The organism is Pseudomonas sp. GWSMS-1 (assembly GCF_049847425.1).
Lineage (GTDB): Bacteria > Pseudomonadota > Gammaproteobacteria > Pseudomonadales > Pseudomonadaceae > Aquipseudomonas.
This window is the reverse complement of sequence record NZ_JBMHHV010000005.1, coordinates 3880234-3897742: the sequence shown is the minus strand read 5'-3', so window position 1 is coordinate 3897742 and position 17509 is coordinate 3880234. Positions and strand designations below refer to the sequence as shown.

17 protein-coding genes and 1 riboswitch are annotated in these 17509 nt (G+C 64.8%); of the genes, 11 read left to right on the top strand and 6 right to left on the bottom strand.

Annotation, left to right across the window (positions count from 1 at the left end):
• Positions 1-76: 76 nt before the first annotated feature.
• Positions 77-1165, bottom strand: coding sequence for a 3-deoxy-7-phosphoheptulonate synthase (locus ACEPAJ_RS21785; protein WP_425917862.1), 1089 nt, complete (start codon positions 1163-1165; stop codon positions 77-79).
• A 279-nt stretch (positions 1166-1444) separates the two neighbouring features.
• Positions 1445-1576, bottom strand: a complete 132-nt coding sequence (locus tag ACEPAJ_RS21780; protein WP_425917860.1) for a hypothetical protein — start codon at positions 1574-1576, stop codon at positions 1445-1447.
• A gap of 286 nt (positions 1577-1862) precedes the next feature.
• Between ACEPAJ_RS21780 and ACEPAJ_RS21775 the strand changes: the two genes are divergently transcribed.
• The 4 genes from ACEPAJ_RS21775 (at position 1863) to ACEPAJ_RS21760 (ending at position 5911) form a co-directional block, all read left to right on the top strand.
• Positions 1863-2888, top strand: coding sequence for an ATP-binding protein (locus tag ACEPAJ_RS21775; protein WP_425917858.1), 1026 nt, complete (start codon positions 1863-1865; stop codon positions 2886-2888).
• Between the two features lie 2 nt (positions 2889-2890).
• Positions 2891-3577, top strand: coding sequence for a vWA domain-containing protein (locus ACEPAJ_RS21770; protein ID WP_425918145.1), 687 nt, complete (start codon positions 2891-2893; stop codon positions 3575-3577).
• On the top strand, positions 3574-4338 hold the full coding sequence (cobF, locus tag ACEPAJ_RS21765) for a precorrin-6A synthase (deacetylating) (protein WP_425917856.1): 765 nt from the start codon (positions 3574-3576) through the stop codon (positions 4336-4338). The genes ACEPAJ_RS21770 and cobF overlap by 4 nt, the downstream gene beginning before the upstream one ends.
• A 127-nt stretch (positions 4339-4465) precedes the next feature.
• Positions 4466-5911 (top strand): SulP family inorganic anion transporter, encoded by a 1446-nt coding sequence (locus ACEPAJ_RS21760; protein WP_425917854.1) that lies wholly within the window; start codon positions 4466-4468, stop codon positions 5909-5911.
• 115 nt (positions 5912-6026) lie between these two features.
• On the opposite strand, the gene cobJ is transcribed toward ACEPAJ_RS21760, so the two are convergent.
• Genes cobJ through cobG form a run of 4 tightly spaced genes read right to left on the bottom strand, consistent with a single transcriptional unit; the run spans position 6027 to position 10436 of the window.
• A complete protein-coding gene (cobJ, locus tag ACEPAJ_RS21755) occupies positions 6027-7688 on the bottom strand; it encodes a precorrin-3B C(17)-methyltransferase (protein WP_425917852.1) in 1662 nt (553 codons plus the stop codon).
• Positions 7689-7724: 36 nt separating this feature from the next.
• The gene (locus tag ACEPAJ_RS21750) at positions 7725-8477 is read right to left on the bottom strand and encodes a precorrin-2 C(20)-methyltransferase (RefSeq protein WP_425917850.1); all 753 of its coding nucleotides are present in this window, start codon (positions 8475-8477) and stop codon (positions 7725-7727) included.
• Positions 8474-9100 carry a precorrin-8X methylmutase gene (locus tag ACEPAJ_RS21745; RefSeq protein WP_425917848.1) on the bottom strand — a complete coding sequence of 209 codons (627 nt, stop codon included), beginning with the start codon at positions 9098-9100 and terminating at the stop codon, positions 8474-8476. The genes ACEPAJ_RS21750 and ACEPAJ_RS21745 overlap by 4 nt, the downstream gene beginning before the upstream one ends.
• Entirely contained in the window at positions 9093-10436 is a 1344-nt protein-coding gene (gene cobG / locus ACEPAJ_RS21740; protein WP_425917846.1) for a precorrin-3B synthase, read from the bottom strand. Before cobG ends, ACEPAJ_RS21745 begins: the two co-directional genes overlap by 8 nt.
• 100 nt (positions 10437-10536) lie before the next feature.
• Positions 10537-10712: riboswitch (cobalamin riboswitch) on the bottom strand.
• Between the two features lie 58 nt (positions 10713-10770).
• Between cobG and cbiE the strand changes: the two genes are divergently transcribed.
• The 7 genes from cbiE (at position 10771) to ACEPAJ_RS21705 (ending at position 17404) form a co-directional block, all read left to right on the top strand.
• On the top strand, positions 10771-11973 hold the full coding sequence (gene cbiE, locus ACEPAJ_RS21735) for a precorrin-6y C5,15-methyltransferase (decarboxylating) subunit CbiE (protein WP_425917844.1): 1203 nt from the start codon (positions 10771-10773) through the stop codon (positions 11971-11973).
• Positions 11970-12698: a cobalt-precorrin-6A reductase gene (locus ACEPAJ_RS21730; protein WP_425917842.1), complete on the top strand. Its 729-nt coding sequence runs from the start codon at positions 11970-11972 to the stop codon at positions 12696-12698. The genes cbiE and ACEPAJ_RS21730 overlap by 4 nt, the downstream gene beginning before the upstream one ends.
• A gap of 144 nt (positions 12699-12842) precedes the next feature.
• Positions 12843-13544, top strand: coding sequence for a (2Fe-2S) ferredoxin domain-containing protein (locus tag ACEPAJ_RS21725; RefSeq protein WP_425917840.1), 702 nt, complete (start codon positions 12843-12845; stop codon positions 13542-13544).
• Positions 13545-13660: 116 nt separating this feature from the next.
• A complete protein-coding gene (locus ACEPAJ_RS21720) occupies positions 13661-13915 on the top strand; it encodes a hypothetical protein (protein ID WP_425917838.1) in 255 nt (84 codons plus the stop codon).
• Positions 13916-13970: 55 nt separating this feature from the next.
• A complete protein-coding gene (locus ACEPAJ_RS21715) occupies positions 13971-14816 on the top strand; it encodes a DUF692 domain-containing protein (protein WP_425917836.1) in 846 nt (281 codons plus the stop codon).
• Positions 14807-15595, top strand: a complete 789-nt coding sequence (locus ACEPAJ_RS21710) for a DNA-binding domain-containing protein (protein WP_425917834.1) — start codon at positions 14807-14809, stop codon at positions 15593-15595. The genes ACEPAJ_RS21715 and ACEPAJ_RS21710 overlap by 10 nt, the downstream gene beginning before the upstream one ends.
• Positions 15596-15649: 54 nt before the next feature.
• Complete coding sequence (locus ACEPAJ_RS21705) at positions 15650-17404, top strand: ATP-binding protein (RefSeq protein WP_425917832.1); 1755 nt, start codon at positions 15650-15652, stop codon at positions 17402-17404.
• Positions 17405-17509 lie beyond the last annotated feature (105 nt).

The following is a 17509-nucleotide window of genomic DNA, read 5'->3' as shown; positions in this document are numbered from 1 at the left end:
GCCGCGAACCGGTTGGGTTAAAACAGCTTCGCGAATGTCCGTGGCCACAGGCTGATCGATGCTCGCGCCGTCAGGGTTAAACCAGCTCGCGCATGCGCACGGCGGCGTCGACTAGCATGCGTTCGGTGCCGTCCCAGCCCAGGCAAGCGTCGGTGATCGACACGCCGTAGCGCAGCTCGCCGCCGAGGCTCTGGGCGCCATCGAACAGGTGGCTTTCGATCATCACTGCGCGTAAGGTGCCGTCGCCGGCCAGGCGTTGATCGAGCACGCTGCGCAGCACGTCGGGCTGGCGCAGCGGGTCTTTGCCGCTGTTGGCGTGGCTGCAGTCGACCATGATCCGTGGCGTGATGCCTTGGCGCTCCAGTTCGGCGCGCGCCGTGGCGATGCTGGCGGCGTCGTAGTTCGGCGCACCGTGGCCACCGCGCAGTACCAGGTGGGTGTCCGGGTTGCCCTGAGTCTGCACCAGCGCCGGATGGCCGTGCCCATCGACGCCGAAGTGCTGATGGGCATGCGCCGCCGAGCGCATGGCGTCGCAGGCGATACCGAGGCTGCCATCGGTGCCGTTCTTGAAGCCCACTGGCATCTCCAGGCCGCTGACCAGCTCGCGGTGCACCTGGGATTCGCTGGTGCGTGCGCCAATTGCCGCCCAGCCGAGCAGGTCGTCGAAGTAGCCCGCCACCAGCGGTTGCAGAATCTCACTGGCCAGCGGCAGGCCCAGTTCCAGCAAGCGCAGCATCAAGAGCCGCGAGCGGCGCAAGCCTGCGGCCATGTCGCCGCTGCCATCCAGCGCCGGATCGTAGACCAGGCCCTTCCAGCCCACCGTGGTGCGCGGTTTTTCGACGTAGGCGCGCATCACCAGCAGCAGGCGATCGCCCACCCGTTGGTTAAGGGCGGCCAGGCGCTCGGCGTATTCGAGTACGGCGGCATCATCGTGCAGGGAGCAGGGGCCGACCACCACCAGCAGGCGCGGATCGTGACCGTCGAGAATGGCGCGGATCGACTGGCGCTGTTGCTGCACCTGGCGCGCCAGGGCGGCAGAGAGGGGCAGCTCTTCGCGCAACTGGGTGGCGCTAGGCAAGGGCGAGGTGTGGCGACGGGCCGCTGTGGTGACCAGGTGCAGGTCGGCGGGTTTAACGGTGGAGCGGGAATTGACGGCTACGGACATGGTGATTTCCTCGGCCGGCGCGGATGTTACCGCGTGCGGCGTTCTAACTGGGGCGATGGGGTGTTCGATTGAGTGGATGTGCGGCGCTGCCGCCGGTAAATCGCCAGTCGTAGCGGTAATAGGTTTGGTAGGTGATGCAGTTGATATAGGCGCTCATGCTGAAATCCTCTGTGAACAATCGATGTGCCGGAAAAACAAAACCCCCGGTCGGGAGGCCGACCGGGGGTTTCGAGAAACTGTCTGGTGGCGACCCTGAGTTGCTAGGGCGCCTGTGGGGTATCAGGCGCGCTTGTGGCTAAACCAATACCCATAAAAATACGCAGCAGCCGCCATCACAGACGTCTGGGCACGCGCGATGACGATGCAGGCTGCATCGAGGCGGGTGCTGTTCAGGATCAGGGTTGGCGACATGGGAAGCTCCGTTGAATGGTTCTGAAGGTAATTCAGGGGGCGGGACGATTGCAAGCCCTAGGCGCGCGCTAAAGCGCTTGCCGAGGGTTTTTACTCAGGTGTGGATTAGGTTTTTTTCATCCGTCCTTGCACTGACGTGTGTCGCATTTCGCTCCTAATACCCGGGTTTAGCGCTTGAGTTTCGCCACGCGCCAGCCTTGCCCAACCGCCGGCCATAGCAGAACAGCACAATGGGATTCGACGACCCGCTGTTACAATGCCGGCCTTTGCCCAGCCGGATTGCGCCATGACCGATACCGCCCATTTCCCTCTCGCTGCCGTGGTCGGCGCTGACGATCTCAAGCTGGCGTTGTGCCTGGCGGCGATTGATCCGGCGATTGGCGGCGTGCTGATCGAAGGGCCGCGCGGCATGGCTAAATCGACTCTGGCCCGTGGCCTGGCCGATCTGCTAGCCAGCGGCACCTTTGTCACCCTGCCGCTGGGCGCGAGTGAGGAGCGCATCGTCGGCACCCTCGATCTCGACGCCGCGCTGGGCGAGGGCCGCGCGCAGTTCAGCCCCGGCCTTTTGGCCAAGGCCAATGGCGGCGTGCTGTACGTGGATGAGGTCAACCTGCTGCCCGATCACCTGGTCGACCTGCTGCTGGATGCCGCCGCCAGCGGGGTCAACCATATCGAGCGCGACGGCATTTCCCATCGGCATGCCGCGCGCTTTGTGCTGATCGGCACCATGAACGCGGAAGAGGGCGAACTGCGCCCGCAGTTGCTCGACCGCTTCGGCCTTAATCTGGCCCTGGACGCCCAGCCGCAACCGGCGCAGCGCGCCGAGATTGTCCGCCGCCGACTGGCCTTTGATGCCGACCCGCAGGCGTTTCTGCAGCGTTGGCAGGTGCAACAAAACGAGCTGCGCGAGCGTTGCCAGAGTGCCCGTGAGCGCCTGGCGGCGATTCCCTTGGCTGACGCCGCGTTGGAGCAAATCAGCCAGCGTTGTTTTGCCGCCGCCGTCGATGGTTTGCGTGCTGATCTGGTCTGGCTGCGCGCCGCTCGGGCGCATGCCGCCTGGCGCGGCGTCGAGCAGATTGCCGCCGAGGATATCGACGCAGTGGCAGACTTCGTTCTGCGTCACCGTCGCCGGCAGAATCCGCCGCCTGCCGCGCAGCCGCCACACTCTCAGCCCGAATCTCAGCCAAACAACAGTGCGCCCAGCGAACAGCCACAAGCGCCGCAAGGCGAAGGCCAGTGGGGCGAGTTACCCGCCCAAGTGCAAAGCCTCGGCGTCCGGCGTGAACCGCCACGCTGGACAAAAAAGCCCTAGGCATCCGCCCGCGCACAGCCCCAGGCGCGGATGCCCGGGCCGCTCCCGGCACACTCGGCAATGGTCGCAGCGGTGCCAGTCGCAGTGGCACTGCGGGTCGTATCGACTGGCCGGCGAGCCTGCTTAAAGGGCGTCCGCGTACTCGACAGGATTTGCTATTACGTCCGAGCAGCAGCAAGCCGGCTGAACTCTGGCTGGTGATCGTCGATGCCTCGGCCTCGACTCGCCGCCATGGTGCACTGAGCAAGGCCAAAGGTCTGCTCAGTGAAGTATTCGAGCAGGCACGCCGGCAACGTGCGCGCCTGGCCTTGCTGCACGCCACTGGCCGCCAGGCGCAGTGGCTGTGGCAGGGGCAGAAAGCCTCCCAGGCCTTGCAAGATTGGCTTGCCGAATTGGGCGCGGGCGGCGGCACGCCGTTGCTTGCCGCTGTGCAGCAGGCCGCCAACTGGCAGGCGCGGCGTCAGCGCTTACACCCGGGCGAAACGCAGCGGTTGTTGATCATCACCGATGGCCGTCTGCGTGACTGGCCGGCGTTAGCGCCAAGCGTTTGCCCGGCGCTGCTGGTGGACATTGAAAGCGCGCCGATCCGCCTCGGCCGCGCCCGCCAACTGGCCGCTGAGCTGGGCGCAGACTACCGACATATCGATTCGCTGCCGCTGTTAGCTGGCAGCCTGGAGACAGCCTTATGAAAACCCTGTTGATAATCGGCATCGGTGCCGGCGACCCGGACTACCTGACCGTGCAGGCGATCAACGCGCTGAACCGCACGGACGTATTCTTCCTGATGGACAAGGGCAGCGCCAAGGACAGCCTGATCGGCCTGCGCAAGACCATCTGCGAGCGCTTTATCCAGGGCCGCGACTACCGCTTTGCCAGCGCCGAGTGCCCGGAGCGGGTGCGCGATTTGCCGGACTATCGCGGCAGCGTGGTCGACCTTAATCAGGACAAACAGCAGGTGTTTGAAGGAATGATTCGCGAGCAAATGGCCGACTGCGAAACCGGGGCCTTTCTGGTCTGGGGCGACCCGGCGCTGTACGACAGCACCCTGCGCATCGTCGAACAGATCGTCGCCAACAGCAGTGAGCAGATCGAATACGAAGTCATCCCCGGCATCACCAGCCTGCAAGCCTTGGCGGCCAAGCATAAGGTCTGCTTTAACAGCATCGGCCAGGCCTTCCAGATCACCCCGGCGCGGCGCTTGGCTGAAGGCGGCTTTCCCGAGGGCGTGGACAGCGTCCTGGTGATGCTCGACGCCCAGGACACCTACCAACGCTTTGTCGACCAGCCCATGCATATCTATTGGGGCGCTTATATCGGCACCCCGGATGAAGTGCTGATCGCCGGCCCGCTAAGCGAAGTCGCCGACACCATCCGTACCCGTCGCGCGCAGCTACGCGAGCAGCATGGCTGGATTATGGATAGTTATTTGCTGCGCAAGCTCGGCGCTTAAACCGGCCGATAAGCGCGCCGTCTGTCCTGCATACCAGCAACAACTGGCCGGATCACCCTTGAGGCCGTAAAATCCGCGGCCCTTGTTATCTCGCCACGCCTTACAGGGCATGGCTTTTGGGCCATTTATGAAAGTACAACGTCTACGCACCGATGTCCTGGCTGGGCTGACCACCTCATTCGCCCTGGTGCCCGAGTGCATCGCCTTCGCCCTGGTCGCCCAACTCAACCCGCTGATGGGGCTCTACGGCGCCTTTATCATCTGCACCCTGACTGCCCTATTTGGCGGGCGGCCGGGCATGGTGTCTGGTGCTGCCGGATCGATGGCCGTGGTGATCATCGCGCTGGTGGTGCAACACGGCGCGCAGTACCTGCTCGCTACCGTATTGTTGGGCGGATTGCTGATGATCGCCTTCGGTCTGCTGCGTCTGGGCAAGCTGATCCGCATGGTGCCGCACTCGGTGATGCTCGGCTTCGTTAACGGCCTGGCGATCATCATTGCCCTGGCCCAGCTGGAACACTTCAAGGACGGCGAGGCCTGGCTTAGCGGCAACGCGCTGTATTTGATGCTCGGGCTGGTGGCGTTGACCATGGCCATCGTCTACCTGTTGCCGCGCCTGACCCGTAGCGTGCCGCCAGCGCTGGTGGCGATCCTCGGCGTGGGCCTGGCGGTGTACCTGCTCGGCCTGCCGACCCACACCCTGGGCGATATGGCGCAGATTGCCGGCGGCCTGCCGGAGTTTGCCTTGCCGCAAGTGCCCTGGACCCTGGAAACCCTGCGCATCATCGCCCCCTACGCGATCTTGATGGCCCTGGTCGGTTTGCTGGAAACTCTGCTTACCCTGAACCTGACCGACGAAATTACCGAGAGCCGTGGCTACCCGGACCGCGAGTGCGTGACCCTGGGCGCGGCCAATATGGCCTCCGGGTTGTTCGGCGGCATGGGCGGCTGCGCGATGATCGGGCAGACCGTGATCAACCTCAGCTCCGGCGGGCGCGGCCGTCTTTCTGGCGTGGTGGCCGGGGTGATGATCCTGCTGTTCGTGCTGTTTCTCTCGCCGCTGATCGAGCGTATCCCGCTGGCTGCGTTGGTTGGGGTGATGTTCGTGGTGTCGCAGCAGACCTTCGCCTGGGCCTCGCTGCGTGTGCTGCACAAGGTGCCGCGCAACGATGTGCTGGTGATCATCGCCGTGACCACCATCACCGTGTTCACCGATCTGGCCACCGCCGTGCTCTGCGGCATCGTCATAGCCGCGCTCAACTTCGCCTGGCAGCACGCCCGCGAACTCTACGCCGAGAGCCATCTGCAGGCCGACGGCAGCAAACTCTACAGCCTGCACGGCACGCTGTTCTTCGCCTCGACCACGGCCTTTCTCAACCAGTTCGACCCGGCCAATGACCCGGCCGAGGTCACCCTGGACTGTCGCCACCTGAGCTTTGTCGACTACTCGGCCATCGCCGCGCTAAAAACCCTGCGCGAACGCTACAGCAAAGCCGGCAAACACCTGCGCGTGCTGCACCTGTCCGAACGCTGCAAGCAACTGCTTAAACGCTCGGGCACGCACCACGATTGAACTCGTAGGATGGGTTGAGCGCAGCGATACCCATGCTGCTGCCAACCCGTCATCTATGAGCCGTCGTAATCCATGATGGGTATCACAGGCTCAACCAGCGTGGTCCGACCACATCCTACAGCTGTGGATAACTCCTCGGCGTATACACCCACTCGCCACCCTCGGCACGGGGGAAACGGCAGGTTTGGCTGGAGCCGATGATCACCAGGGTGCGCATATCGACCATTTCTGGCGTGAGTTCGCCCAGCGTCAGGGTACGCAGGGTTTCGCCGGGGCGGCCGATATCGCGGCCGAGGACCACCAGGGTCTCGGGCGTGCGCTGCTGGCGGACGATCTCCAGGGCAGAACCGAGCTGCCAGGGGCGGGCTTTGGAGATGGGGTTGTAGAAGGCCATCACCAGATCGGCGGCGGCGGCGTGGGCCAGGCGCTTTTCGATAATGGCCCAGGGTTTGAGGTTGTCGGATAGCGAGATCAGGCAGAAGTCGTGGCCCAGCGGCGCGCCGGCCTTGGCGGCGGTGGCCAGGGCGGCGGAAACGCCGGGGAATACCTGTAGATCGACGCGCTGCCATTCGGCGTCGCACGACTCGTGCAGGGCTTCCAGCACGGCGGCGGCCATGGCGAATACGCCGGGGTCGCCGGACGACACCACCACCACCCGGCGGCCGCTGGCGGCCAACTCGAAGGCATGGCGGGCGCGCTGCATTTCTTCACGGTTATCGGTGCAGTGGCGCACCTGTTCCGGGCGTAACGGGCCGGCCATGTTGATGTAGGTTTCGTAGCCGAGCAGGTCTTGCGCTTCATCCAGCGCCTGACGCGCGGCGGGCACCATAAATTCCGCCGCGCCGGGGCCGAGGCCGATCACCGTGAGGCGACCACGCGGGCGGCCAAGCTGCGTGGCGTCGATGGGCGCAGCGGCCAGCAGCAGGTGCAGATTGGCGTGTTGGCTATGCAGCGGCGGCAGTTGGCTGGCGTCGTCGATAAAGCGCAGCGGCAGTTTGAGCTGCGCGGCGGCGCTGTGCAGTTCGGCGTTGGCCATCAGCTTTGGTGCGGCCAGCAGGCAGGCCAGGCTTTGCGCGGCCAGGTTGCTGCTGTGCAGGGCTTGCTGCAGTTCGCTAAGCAAATCGGTGCCGGCGCGCTCGACCCATACGGCGACTTGCTGCGGGTGGATCAGCAGTTCATCGGCATTGGCCGCGCGGCTGTGCGGGCTGATATGGATCACCCGCGCGGCGTGGTTATCCACCGGCAACTTGGCCTGGGCCAGCCAGGGTGCATCACCCTCGATACGCACGGCCTGGCCGCCGAGCAGGTCGCTGACAAAGCCTTTGCCCTGCTCCAAGTCGGCCAGCACATAGCCGGATGGCGGCTCCAGCAGGCAGGTGCCGAAGCGCAGTTCGCCGCTGGTGGTGATCGCCGCGCTGACCTCTAGGTGCGCGGCAAGCTCCCGCGCCATGCGGTTGACCCCGCCGAGACCGCCGAGCAGCGGCACCACGGCGCTGCCATCTTCAGCCACGGCCAGCACCGGCGGCTCGCTGTCTTTCTCGCCCAGTACAGCGGCCAGGCTGCGAATCACAATGCCGGCGGCGCACAGCACAATCAGCGGCGTGCCGGCGCGGTAGAGCGTGCGCAGGGTGTCGCCAAAGTCTGCATAGATGCGCTCAACGTCCGTCACCCGGCTGCGCAGGCCGTGGATCTCGGCCTGTGGATAAAGCACCTGGATACGCCGCGCGCAAGGCAGGGCGGAGGGGCCGAGGATGATGATGGCGGGAGCGGCGGTCATAAGGTGTTCCATAGTTGGCGGGGCGCGGTGGGCGGATCAACCGCGCCATTTCTCGCCGGGAATGACGATCATCGAGAAATACGGCGAGGACATCGGCTCCACTTCATCCAGCGGCACGATGCGTTGGTTGCCCATGGTGGCGCGTTCGACGTAATGGGCACGCTGATCGATGCCCAGCTCCTGCAACACGCGACGGACTTTCTCGAAGTTGCGCCCCAGCTTCATGATCACGGCGGCTTCGGCGTCGTGCAGACGCTGCTTGAGTTCGGCCTCGGGCAGCACGCCGGAGAGCACGCTCAGGCTTTGGTTGCGGTACACCAGCGGGGTGCCGAGCACCGAGGCGCAGCCGAGCATGGAGCACACGCCGGGCACCACTTCCACCTCGTATTGGCCGGCCAGGCGGTCGTGTAGGTACATATAGGAGCCGTAGAAGAACGGGTCGCCTTCGCAGATCACCGCGACGTCCTGGCCGGCGTCGAGCCGGGCGGCGATCTGCACCGCGCAGGTGTCGTAGAAATCGCTGATCACATCTTCATAGCTCAGCGGCGCGGCGAGTTTTTCTGTGGTCACCGGGTACACCAGTGGCAGGCGCTGCTGCGTATCGGTCAGGTGCTGCTCGATGATGCCGAAGGCGTTACCGCCCTGGCCCTGGCTGGCTTTGGCCTTGGCCACGAAGTAACCGACCACATCGGCCGATTGCAGCAGGCGCAGGGCCTTGAGGGTGATCAGTTCGGGGTCGCCGGGGCCGACGCCGATCCCAAGCAAGCGGCCTTTTTGTACGCTCATCACTCCACCTCCGTAGCCAGGGCGTTGACCGCCGCTACCGCCATGGCGCTACCGCCGCGACGGCCACGCACGATCACATAGGGCACGCCGCGGCTGTCGGCTGCCAGCGCATCCTTGGATTCCGCCGCGCCGATAAAGCCCACCGGCATGCCGATAATCAGCGCCGGTTTTGGCGCGCCGGCGTCGAGCATTTCCAGCAGGTAGAACAGCGCGGTGGGCGCGTTGCCGATCACCACCACGCTGCCTTGCAGGTGCTCGCGCCAATGTTCCAATGCGACTGCCGAACGGGTATTACCCAGTGCGCGGGCCTGCTCAATCACGCCGTCGTTATGCAGGGTGCAGATCACCGGGTTATTCGCGGCCAGGCGCGGGCGGGTGATGCCCTCGGCGACCATCCGCGCATCGCAGAGAATCGCCGCACCCTTGGCCAGTGCCGCGCGGCCAGCGGCGCCGGCACCGGGCGAGAAGCGCAGGTCCTGCACCACATCGACCATGCCGCAGGCGTGGATAATCCGCACGGCGAGCTTTTCCAGATCGGCCGGAATGGCACTGAGGTCGGCCTCGGCGCGGATGGTGGCGAACGATTGGCGGTAGATTTCCTGACCGTCGCGGATGTACTCAAGCATCGCTGTTTCCTGTTGCGCAGTGGGCGGCGAACCAGTCGCCGGCCTCGTCGATAGTCATGGCGCTGGCCAGCAGTTGGCCGAAACCGGCCGCCTCGGGCGTGCGTTGATAAAGCTGGTAATGCCCGGCGCTGCTGGCCAGCAGAGTAAAGGGCGCGGTATGCGCGGCGGCGCAGGAGCGTGGGCAGGCGCTGAGATGCACCTGCGGCCGCGCTGTGCTGGCGCGCAGGCGCTTGGCGAGCAGCAAGGCGTCGGCTTTGCTGTCGGCCAGGCCCTTGGCGCAGGCGGCTGAGCCGGTGCAGGCGATCAGATTGCTAAGTGGTTCCTGCGCATCGATCAGCAGGCCCAGTTCGGCCAGTTTGTGCAGCAGGTAGTCTGCCGAGTGCTCGGGGATATTTGGTAGCAGCAGACCCTGCCAGGGTGTCAGGCGCAGGCTGGCATCGCCGTAGTGCTCGGCCAAATCGGCCAGGGCGTTGAGTTGTGTGGCGTCAATCCGCCCCAAACGCACGGTGGCGGCGACCATGCACAGCCCCGTCTGCTGCTGTGGATAAATACCGATTGCAGCGTGCTGGCTAGCCGGTTGGCGCTGCCATTCCAGCGGGGCCGGCTGGATGGCGAAGGGCAGGCGCGCCTGTAGCTGTTGCAGCAGTTGGCTGTGGGAAATCACGCTGAGCAGTTGACGCATACGACTGTGCGCGCTGCCGGCCAGCTTGAGAAACAGCATCAGCAGCTGCTCGATCAGTTCAGCGGCCTGCTCGACCCGAATCGCCCCGAGTGGCGTATCCGTTGGGCAACCGGCCAACCCGAACGCCAGCCGCGCCGGCGTGCCGGGCAGGGCGCTGAGCCAGATATCGTGCGGGTGTTCGAGCATTGCCAAGGCTTCGCCGCCGTCCAGCTGCAGGGCGAACTTGGCCGACAGCCCATGCAGCGCCGGGGTGTTCTGCAGCAGCTCAAGCAACGCGGCGGCCAGTGGGCGGGTGTCGAGCAGGGCCTGCGGATCGAGGCCGGCAGCGGGGCTGAGCAGCAGGTTGCGCACATCGTCGGCGGCCGGGTTGCTGGGGCCGAGATCGGCGGCGAGCAGGCGCTCGATCAGCTCGGCCTGTTGGCCGGGCAATACGCCACGAATCTGCAGATTGCTGCGGTTGGTCAGCTCCAGCACGCCGCTGGCGCAGCGTTTGGCGGCCTCGGCGATGGCGCGTGCCTGATTGCTGCTGAGCACTCCGCCGGCCAGCTTGACCCGGCAGATACCACCGTCCAGCGCCTGAACGATACGCAGCAGGCCGGGGCACGCGCTGGGGCGTGGTAGTGACGGATCGACGGTGGTGGAATGGTCGCGCAACGGGTTCACCAGCAACTAAGACGCGGCGACCGAACCAGCAGAGTTCACCCTGGCACAGGGGAACTCAATGGCATCGGTACACCCCGCCCGATGTTGGCACTCGCGACTAGCGTCGTCGGCAGGTCTCCTGGCTGACAGGTCATCATCTGCCGCGGCCTTCCCGGTTACCCAGTGGCACAGTTGCGGCAGACTCGCTGTTTACAGTTGCGGGGGCAGCCACGGTTTAACCGTGTTCCCTCTTAGGCCCGTTAGGGCACCGACGAAGGCTGTATTATGCCCGCTTTGTCTAACGCGCAGACACCCTTGCTCGTTAGGCGGGTACAGAGGAGTGGCTATGACAGCCTGGTTAACCCTGGTTGGGATCGGTGAAGACGGCTACGCCGGCCTGGGCGACGCGGCGCGCCAGGCGTTGAGCGAGGCGCACTGCATCGTCGGCGGTGCCCGTCATTTGGCGCTATTGCCGGCCGATCTGCCAGGGCAGCACGAACTGTGGCCCAGCCCATTCAGCCTGGAGCCGGTGCTGGCGCGACGCGGTACGCCGGTGTGTGTGCTGGCCAGCGGTGATCCACTGTTCTACGGGGTGGGCGCGAGCCTGGCGCGGCAGTTGCCGGCTGAAGAATTGCGGGTGTTCTCGTCGCCCTCGTCAGTGTCACTGGCCGCCGCCTGTATGGGTTGGCCGTTGCAGGAGGTGACGGTGCTGTCGTTGGTGGCGCGGCCGTTGGCGGCGCTGCAGGCGCAGCTTTTCCCCGGCGCGCGCTTGTTGCTACTGAGCAACGACGGCGACAGCCCGGCAGCGGTGGCCGAACTGCTGCGCGCACGTGGTTTTGGCCCCAGTCGCTTGACCGTGCTGGAGCATCTGGGCGGCGCTCAGGAGCGGCGTATCGACGGCTTGGCCAGCGATTGGTCGCTGCCACGGGTGGCCGACCTCAACCTGCTGGCGGTCGACTGCCTGGCCGACGCTGATGCGCGCTTGTTGCCCGTCACGCCGGGTTTGCCGGATGCGCTTTATCAACACGACGGCCAACTGACCAAGCGCGATGTGCGCGCGATCACCCTGGCGCGTTTGGCCCCGCAACCCGGCGAGCTGCTTTGGGATGTGGGTGCCGGTTGCGGCTCCATCGGCATCGAGTGGATGCGCGCGCACCCTAGCTGCCGGGCCATCGCCATCGAGGCCGACGCTGGGCGTCAGGCGCATATCCAGCACAACCGCGACACGCTCGGCGTGCCGGCTTTGCAATTGGTCGCCGGTCGTGCGCCCGAAGCATTGGCCGGATTGGCCGCGCCGGATGCGATCTTTATCGGTGGCGGGGTGACCATCCCCGGCGTGCTCGAGCAGTGCTGGGCCAGCCTGAAACCGGGCGGTCGGCTGGTGGCCAATGCCGTGACCCTGCAAAGCGAAGCCGCGCTGGTGGCCTGGCGCGAGCAGATGGGCGGCGAGCTGACTCGCATCAGCGTGGCCCAGGCGCAGCCGCTGGGTGGTTTCGACACCTGGCGCAGCGCCTTGCCGATCACTTTGCTGGAAGTATGCAAACCGTGAACCCTCGTATTCTGCTGCTCGGCGGCACCACCGAGGCGTTACGTTTGGCGCGCCGCCTTGGCCCTGAAAGCATCTACAGCCTGGCGGGTTTGGGCCGGGTGCCGGATGACTTGCCCTGCCAGGTGCGCGTCGGTGGTTTTGGCGGGGCCGAAGGCTTGGCGGCGTTTATTTACGAGCAGAGCATCGAGCTGCTGCTCGATCTGACCCATCCCTATGCCGCGCAGATCAGCGCCAATGCCGCCCAAGCTGCTGCGTTGAGCGGGGTGGCATGCTGGGCGTTGCGTCGTCCCGGTTGGCAAGCAGGAGAGGGTGATGACTGGCGCGAGGTGGACGATTGGAACGGGCTGGTTGCTGCGCTGCAAGACTTCCGTCGCCCGTTGTTTACTCTTGGCCGTGAGCCGTTGGCGCATTTGCACGAAATTCCCGCCCATCAACAGTGGGTCGTGCGCTGCCTGACAGCGCAGGAAGCCGTGCCGCGTGCCACAGTTATCGGCGCACGCGGGCCGTTTGATCTACACGGCGAGCGCGCGCTATTCGCTCTGCTGGGCATCGATGTGCTGATCAGCAAGAACAGCGGCAGCGCCTCCACCGAGCCGAAATTGCAGGTCGCGCGGGAGCTGGGTTTGCCGGTCGTGCTGCTGCGCCGGCCCGAGCTGCCAACGGTAGAGCGCGAGTTTCTCCAGCCAGACGCCCTGTGGGAGGCGCTTCAGCGGCGATTGGCCTGAAACGTAGCCAGGTAGGGTGGATGACGCTGTTTTCATCCACCATCGCAGTTGGTGGATGGGTGACGCGTCATCCACCCTACGGGTTCTGGGTTGCCCACCGCAAAACATCGCCTGCTAGACTGCCGCCCCGCTTTGGAGGCCGCCATGACCACGCCCGTTTCCCCTTACGCTCGCATTCTGTTTATCGGCCCAGGCCTCAGCCGTGGTGCGTCGGCTGAGCGTTTGCGCCAGCGCGTCGAGGCGCTGCTTGGCGAGGCGCATGTGCATGACAGCGAGCAGGATCTACAGCCGTTCTGGCTTGCGCTGGATGAGTCGCCGCGACCCTTGCTGGTGGTAGATTTGGAGCCGCGTGCCGATGCTGCTCACCGTGATTGGCTACGTGAGCAAATTGCCGAGCGCACTGATGGCGCGTCGGTGTTTGTGGTCTGCACGGCGATGGAAGACGCCTGGCTCGATGGCCTGCCCGCGCTGCTTGAACGCACGCAGCTGCACATGGCCTGCAGTGATGTACCCGCCGTGCCGGCGCAGCACGCCTGGTCGCACATTCCGCCGCACGCCCAGCGTCTGCTGCTGTGTAACGGCCCGCGCTGCACGCGCAAGGGCGCGCTCAGCCTGTGGAAAACCCTGCGTCAGCGCCTCAAGGCCGCCGGCAAGCTGGAGTGTGAGGGCGGTGTGCATATCACCCGCAGTCAATGCCAGTTCCCTTGCGACAGGGGGCCGACCGCGAGCCTTTATCCACAGGGCGAGTGGTTCGGTATTCGTGACGAGGCGGCGGTGATCCGCCTGGTCGACGAGCGCCTGGTGGCTGGCCGCGCGGTGCCCGAGTTGCGCATCGATCAGGATTGAGTGCGCGCGGCTTTTTTTCATGGCCGCTGTAACGCCAGCGCACCTCGTCGCTCTAGTTGAATGCCGGCACGCAAAACCTTGCGTGCGGCCAACCACGATCACCTGAGGATACGCACATGACTATGAAAACGACCGCTGCTGGTGCTGCTATCGCCTTCGCTGCGGCTTCCCTGTTTGCTGGCCTGACCAGCACCGTTGCAGTGGCTGAAGAGGCGGCTGTGCATTGCTACGGCGTGACCTCCTGCAAAGGCCAGAACGACTGCAAGACTGCCGAGAACAGCTGCAAAGGTCAGGCTGTCTGCAAGGGCCACGGCTTCAAAGCCATGACCCAGGCCGAGTGCGATGCGGCGGGCGGTACTGTCGGCGAGTAAGTGAGCCGGGGCGACCGTTTGCGGTTGCCCCGCATCACCGCGCAAGGAGTCAGTGATGAATGCTCAACGCGGCAATCTGGGCTTTGGCCTGGGCCTGCGCAGTACCTATTACCAAGCCATTCTCGAACAACGCCCGGCGATCGACTGGTTTGAGATCGTCTCGGAAAATTACCTGGTAGAGGGCGGTAAAGCCCTCTACTTCCTCGATGCCATCGGCGAGCAGTACCCGCTGGTGATGCATGGTGTGTCGCTATCGATTGGCGGCCCGCACGAGCTAGATCGCGATTATCTGCGCCGCCTCAAACACCTCGCGCAACGGGTGCAGCCGGCATGGATCTCCGATCACCTGTGCTGGAGCCGCGGCAATGCCCACCAGTTGCACGACCTGCTGCCGCTGCCCTATACCGAAGAAAGCCTGCAGCATGTGGCCGCACGCGTGCGCCAGGTGCAGGACGTGATCGAGCGGCCGCTGGTGCTGGAAAACGTCTCCAGCTACCTGCGCTGCGCCGATGATCAATTCAGCGAATGGCAGTTTCTCGCTGCGCTGAGCGAGCTGAGCGGCTGCGAGCTGTTGCTCGACGTCAACAATGTCTACGTCAGCGCGCGCAACCATGGTTTCGATGCCTGGGCATTTATCAGCAGCCTGCCCAAGCAGCGTATTCGTCAGCTGCACTTGGCGGGCCATAGCGATTACGGCAACTACCTGATCGACACCCACGATCAGCCGGTCAGCGATCCTGTCTGGCAGCTTTACCAGCGCACCTTGCAGCACCTGGGCCCGGTGTCCACCCTGCTTGAGCGCGATGACCATTTCCCGGATTTGGACGAGTTGCTCGGCGAGCTGAACAAGGCCCGTCAGGTGGCTAACGAAGCACTTCAAGGGACTGCACGATGCGCCTGAGTGACTGGCAGCACGAGGTGCAGGCCTACCTGCTCAATCCCGATGCCCAGCCGAACCCAGCGCTACAGGCGAGCCTGTTGGGCAGCGCGGCGTTGAGTGCCGAGCAGGGCTTGGCGATTTACCACAATGCCTACCGTGCGCGGCTGTTGGAGGCGTTGCGCGGTGATTACCCGGCTGTGCATGGCTGGCTCGGTGACGCGGAGTTCGACGCCCTGGCGTTGGCCTATCTCAGCGCCCATCCGTCGCAGCACTTCAGCTTGCGTTGGCTCGGTGCGCAGCTGGCGGACTTTATCGACGGCTATCTGGTACCGGCCCAGGCTGCGCCGCTGAGTGAGCTGGCGCGGCTGGAGTGGGCGTTTACTTTGGCGTTTGATGCCGTCGACGCTGCGCCCTTGAGCCTGACGCAGATGGCCGAACTGCCTGCTGAAGACTGGCCGACCCTGCAGGTACGCCTGCTGCCTAGCGTGCAATGGCGTGAGTGCCGGCATAACAGCCTGGCGATTTGGCGCGCGTGTAAGGAGCAGGGCGAGTTCCCCGGTAGCCAGGTATTAAGCGAGGGCGAGGTCTGCCTGATCTGGCGTGAACAGTTGATTAGCCGCTACCGCAGCCTGGCGGCGGATGAAGCTACGGCGTTGCAGGGCATGACCGAGCAGGGTTGGAGTTTTGCCGAACTGTGCGGCGAGCTGAGTGGGTTGGGTGAGCAGGCGCCGATACAAGCCGTGAGCTGGTTGCGCCAGTGGTTGAGCGACGGCGTGCTGCAGCGGTTTTATCCGGCCTGATCGCGACAGGTGTTTTGCCTTACCATGCCGGTTCTGCCTCGTTGCGAGCCGTGCATGCCTGCCTTTTTGCTGCGTTACCGCGTTGTCCTAATTGTCTTGCTGATCCTGCTGGGTTTACTGGCGAGCATCTGGCTGGCCGGACGTTATGCCGAGCAGCGTGCCTGGCAGGAGCGCAGCCTGGAGGCGCGCGGGCAGTTGCAGCTGTATGCGCAGTCGATCCACACCCTAGTCGAGCGCTTTCGTTCGGTGCCCGAGGTGCTGGCGCTGGACAGCGATATCAAGTCGCTGCTGCGTGCCCCGGATGACCTTTTGCTGCGCCGCAAACTCAACGAGCGTCTGGAGCAGCTCAACACGGCCGCCGGCTCCAATGTGCTCTACCTGCTTAATACCCAGGGCGAAACGCTGGTGGCCAGCAACTGGCGCGACTGGAGCAGTTTTGTCGGCAATAACTACGCGTTTCGCCCGTACTTTCAGGATGCTGTGCGCCAGTCCTCCGGGCGTTATTTCGCGGTTGGCGTGACCACCGGCATCCCCGGTTATTTCCTTTCCCATGCGGTGCGCGACGAGCAGGGCGTGGTGCTCGGCGTGCTGGTGGTCAAGCTGGAGCTGGAAGAACTGCAGCGCGAATGGGTCAGCCAGCCTGGCGTACTGCTGGTGGCCGACAGCTACTCGGTGGTGATCCTCAGCAACCGCCCGGCTTGGCGCTTTCTTGCCCTTGATGGGGTGAGCGAGCAAGCCCGCGCGGAGCTGGTGGAAGTGCGCAAATACGCCGAACAGGCCTTGCAGCCGTTAAGCAGTAAGTTGCGCCGGCAGATTGATAGCGACAGCCAATGGCGTTGGGTCGAAGGCCCGGATGGCCCGCGCGATTACCTCTGGCAGCGTCAGGCGTTGGGTGACGAAGGCTGGACCCTGCACCTGCTGCACGAGCCGAAAAGCCTGGTCAACAGTGTGCGCAGTTATCGCCTGGCGGCTGCCGGGGTGTGGATGACCCTGGCCTTTCTGCTGCTTTACCTGGCCCAGCGGCGCAAAAACCAGCGCTTGCAAGCGGGCATCCGTGAGCGCCTTGAACGTGAGGTGGCGCTGCGCACCGCCGAGTTGCGCCAAGCCCAGGATGGCCTGGTGCATGCGGCGAAGATGGCCGCACTGGGGCAGATGTCAGCGGCCATGGCCCATGAAATCAACCAGCCGCTGACCGCCATGCAGATGCAGTTGGGCAGCTTACGTCTGTTGCTCGACAGCGGCCGCCAGGACGATGTGCGTGAAGGCTTGCAGCGTATCGATGGCTTGCTGCAACGCATCGCCGGGCTCACCGGTCACTTGAAAACCTTCGCGCGCAAAAGCCCGGCCGGCCTCAGCGAACGGCTGCGCCTGAGTGATGTACTGGAGCAGGCCCTGCAACTGCTGGCGCCGCGCCTGCGCAGCGAGCAGGTGCAGCTACACAGTGAGATCGACACGGATGCGCGGGTGTTAGGTGATGCGATTCGCCTGGAACAGGTGCTGCTCAACCTGCTCAATAACGCCCTGGATGCCATGGCCGCTAGCGAGTCGCGGCAGTTGCAGATTCGTATCGAGCAGCAGGCTGGGCAGTGCCTGCTGAGCATTGCCGACAGCGGCGGCGGGATTGCCGCGGATGTGCTCGCGCATGTATTCGAGCCATTCTTCACCACCAAGCCTGTGGGCAGCGGGTTGGGCCTGGGCCTGGCGGTGTCTTACGGCATTGTGCGCGAGCTGGGCGGCAGTCTGGAGGCGGCCAATGGCGAGCAGGGCGCGGTGTTTACCCTGCGCCTGCCGGCGGCACCAAACCAGTAGGGTGGATGGCGCTCTTTACATCCACCATTGGGTCAACCTTGGTGGATGGATAAAGCGCCAGCTTCGCGCCCCGATCCACCCTACAAATTTTCAAGGCGCTACACT

Excerpts from the sequence above, each read along its gene's own strand:
- ACEPAJ_RS21785 (WP_425917862.1), bottom strand. The coding sequence starts at position 1,165 with ATGTCCGTAGCCGTCAATTCCCGCTCCACCGTTAAACCCGCCGACCTG.
- ACEPAJ_RS21780 (WP_425917860.1), bottom strand. The coding sequence starts at position 1,576 with ATGTCGCCAACCCTGATCCTGAACAGCACCCGCCTCGATGCAGCCTGC.
- ACEPAJ_RS21775 (WP_425917858.1), top strand. The coding sequence starts at position 1,863 with ATGACCGATACCGCCCATTTCCCTCTCGCTGCCGTGGTCGGCGCTGAC.
- cobF (WP_425917856.1), top strand. The coding sequence starts at position 3,574 with ATGAAAACCCTGTTGATAATCGGCATCGGTGCCGGCGACCCGGACTAC.
- ACEPAJ_RS21760 (WP_425917854.1), top strand. The coding sequence starts at position 4,466 with ATGAAAGTACAACGTCTACGCACCGATGTCCTGGCTGGGCTGACCACC.
- cobJ (WP_425917852.1), bottom strand. The coding sequence starts at position 7,688 with ATGACCGCCGCTCCCGCCATCATCATCCTCGGCCCCTCCGCCCTGCCT.
- ACEPAJ_RS21745 (WP_425917848.1), bottom strand. The coding sequence starts at position 9,100 with ATGCTTGAGTACATCCGCGACGGTCAGGAAATCTACCGCCAATCGTTC.
- cbiE (WP_425917844.1), top strand. The coding sequence starts at position 10,771 with ATGACAGCCTGGTTAACCCTGGTTGGGATCGGTGAAGACGGCTACGCC.
- ACEPAJ_RS21725 (WP_425917840.1), top strand. The coding sequence starts at position 12,843 with ATGACCACGCCCGTTTCCCCTTACGCTCGCATTCTGTTTATCGGCCCA.
- ACEPAJ_RS21720 (WP_425917838.1), top strand. The coding sequence starts at position 13,661 with ATGACTATGAAAACGACCGCTGCTGGTGCTGCTATCGCCTTCGCTGCG.
- ACEPAJ_RS21715 (WP_425917836.1), top strand. The coding sequence starts at position 13,971 with ATGAATGCTCAACGCGGCAATCTGGGCTTTGGCCTGGGCCTGCGCAGT.
- ACEPAJ_RS21710 (WP_425917834.1), top strand. The coding sequence starts at position 14,807 with ATGCGCCTGAGTGACTGGCAGCACGAGGTGCAGGCCTACCTGCTCAAT.
- ACEPAJ_RS21705 (WP_425917832.1), top strand. The coding sequence starts at position 15,650 with ATGCCTGCCTTTTTGCTGCGTTACCGCGTTGTCCTAATTGTCTTGCTG.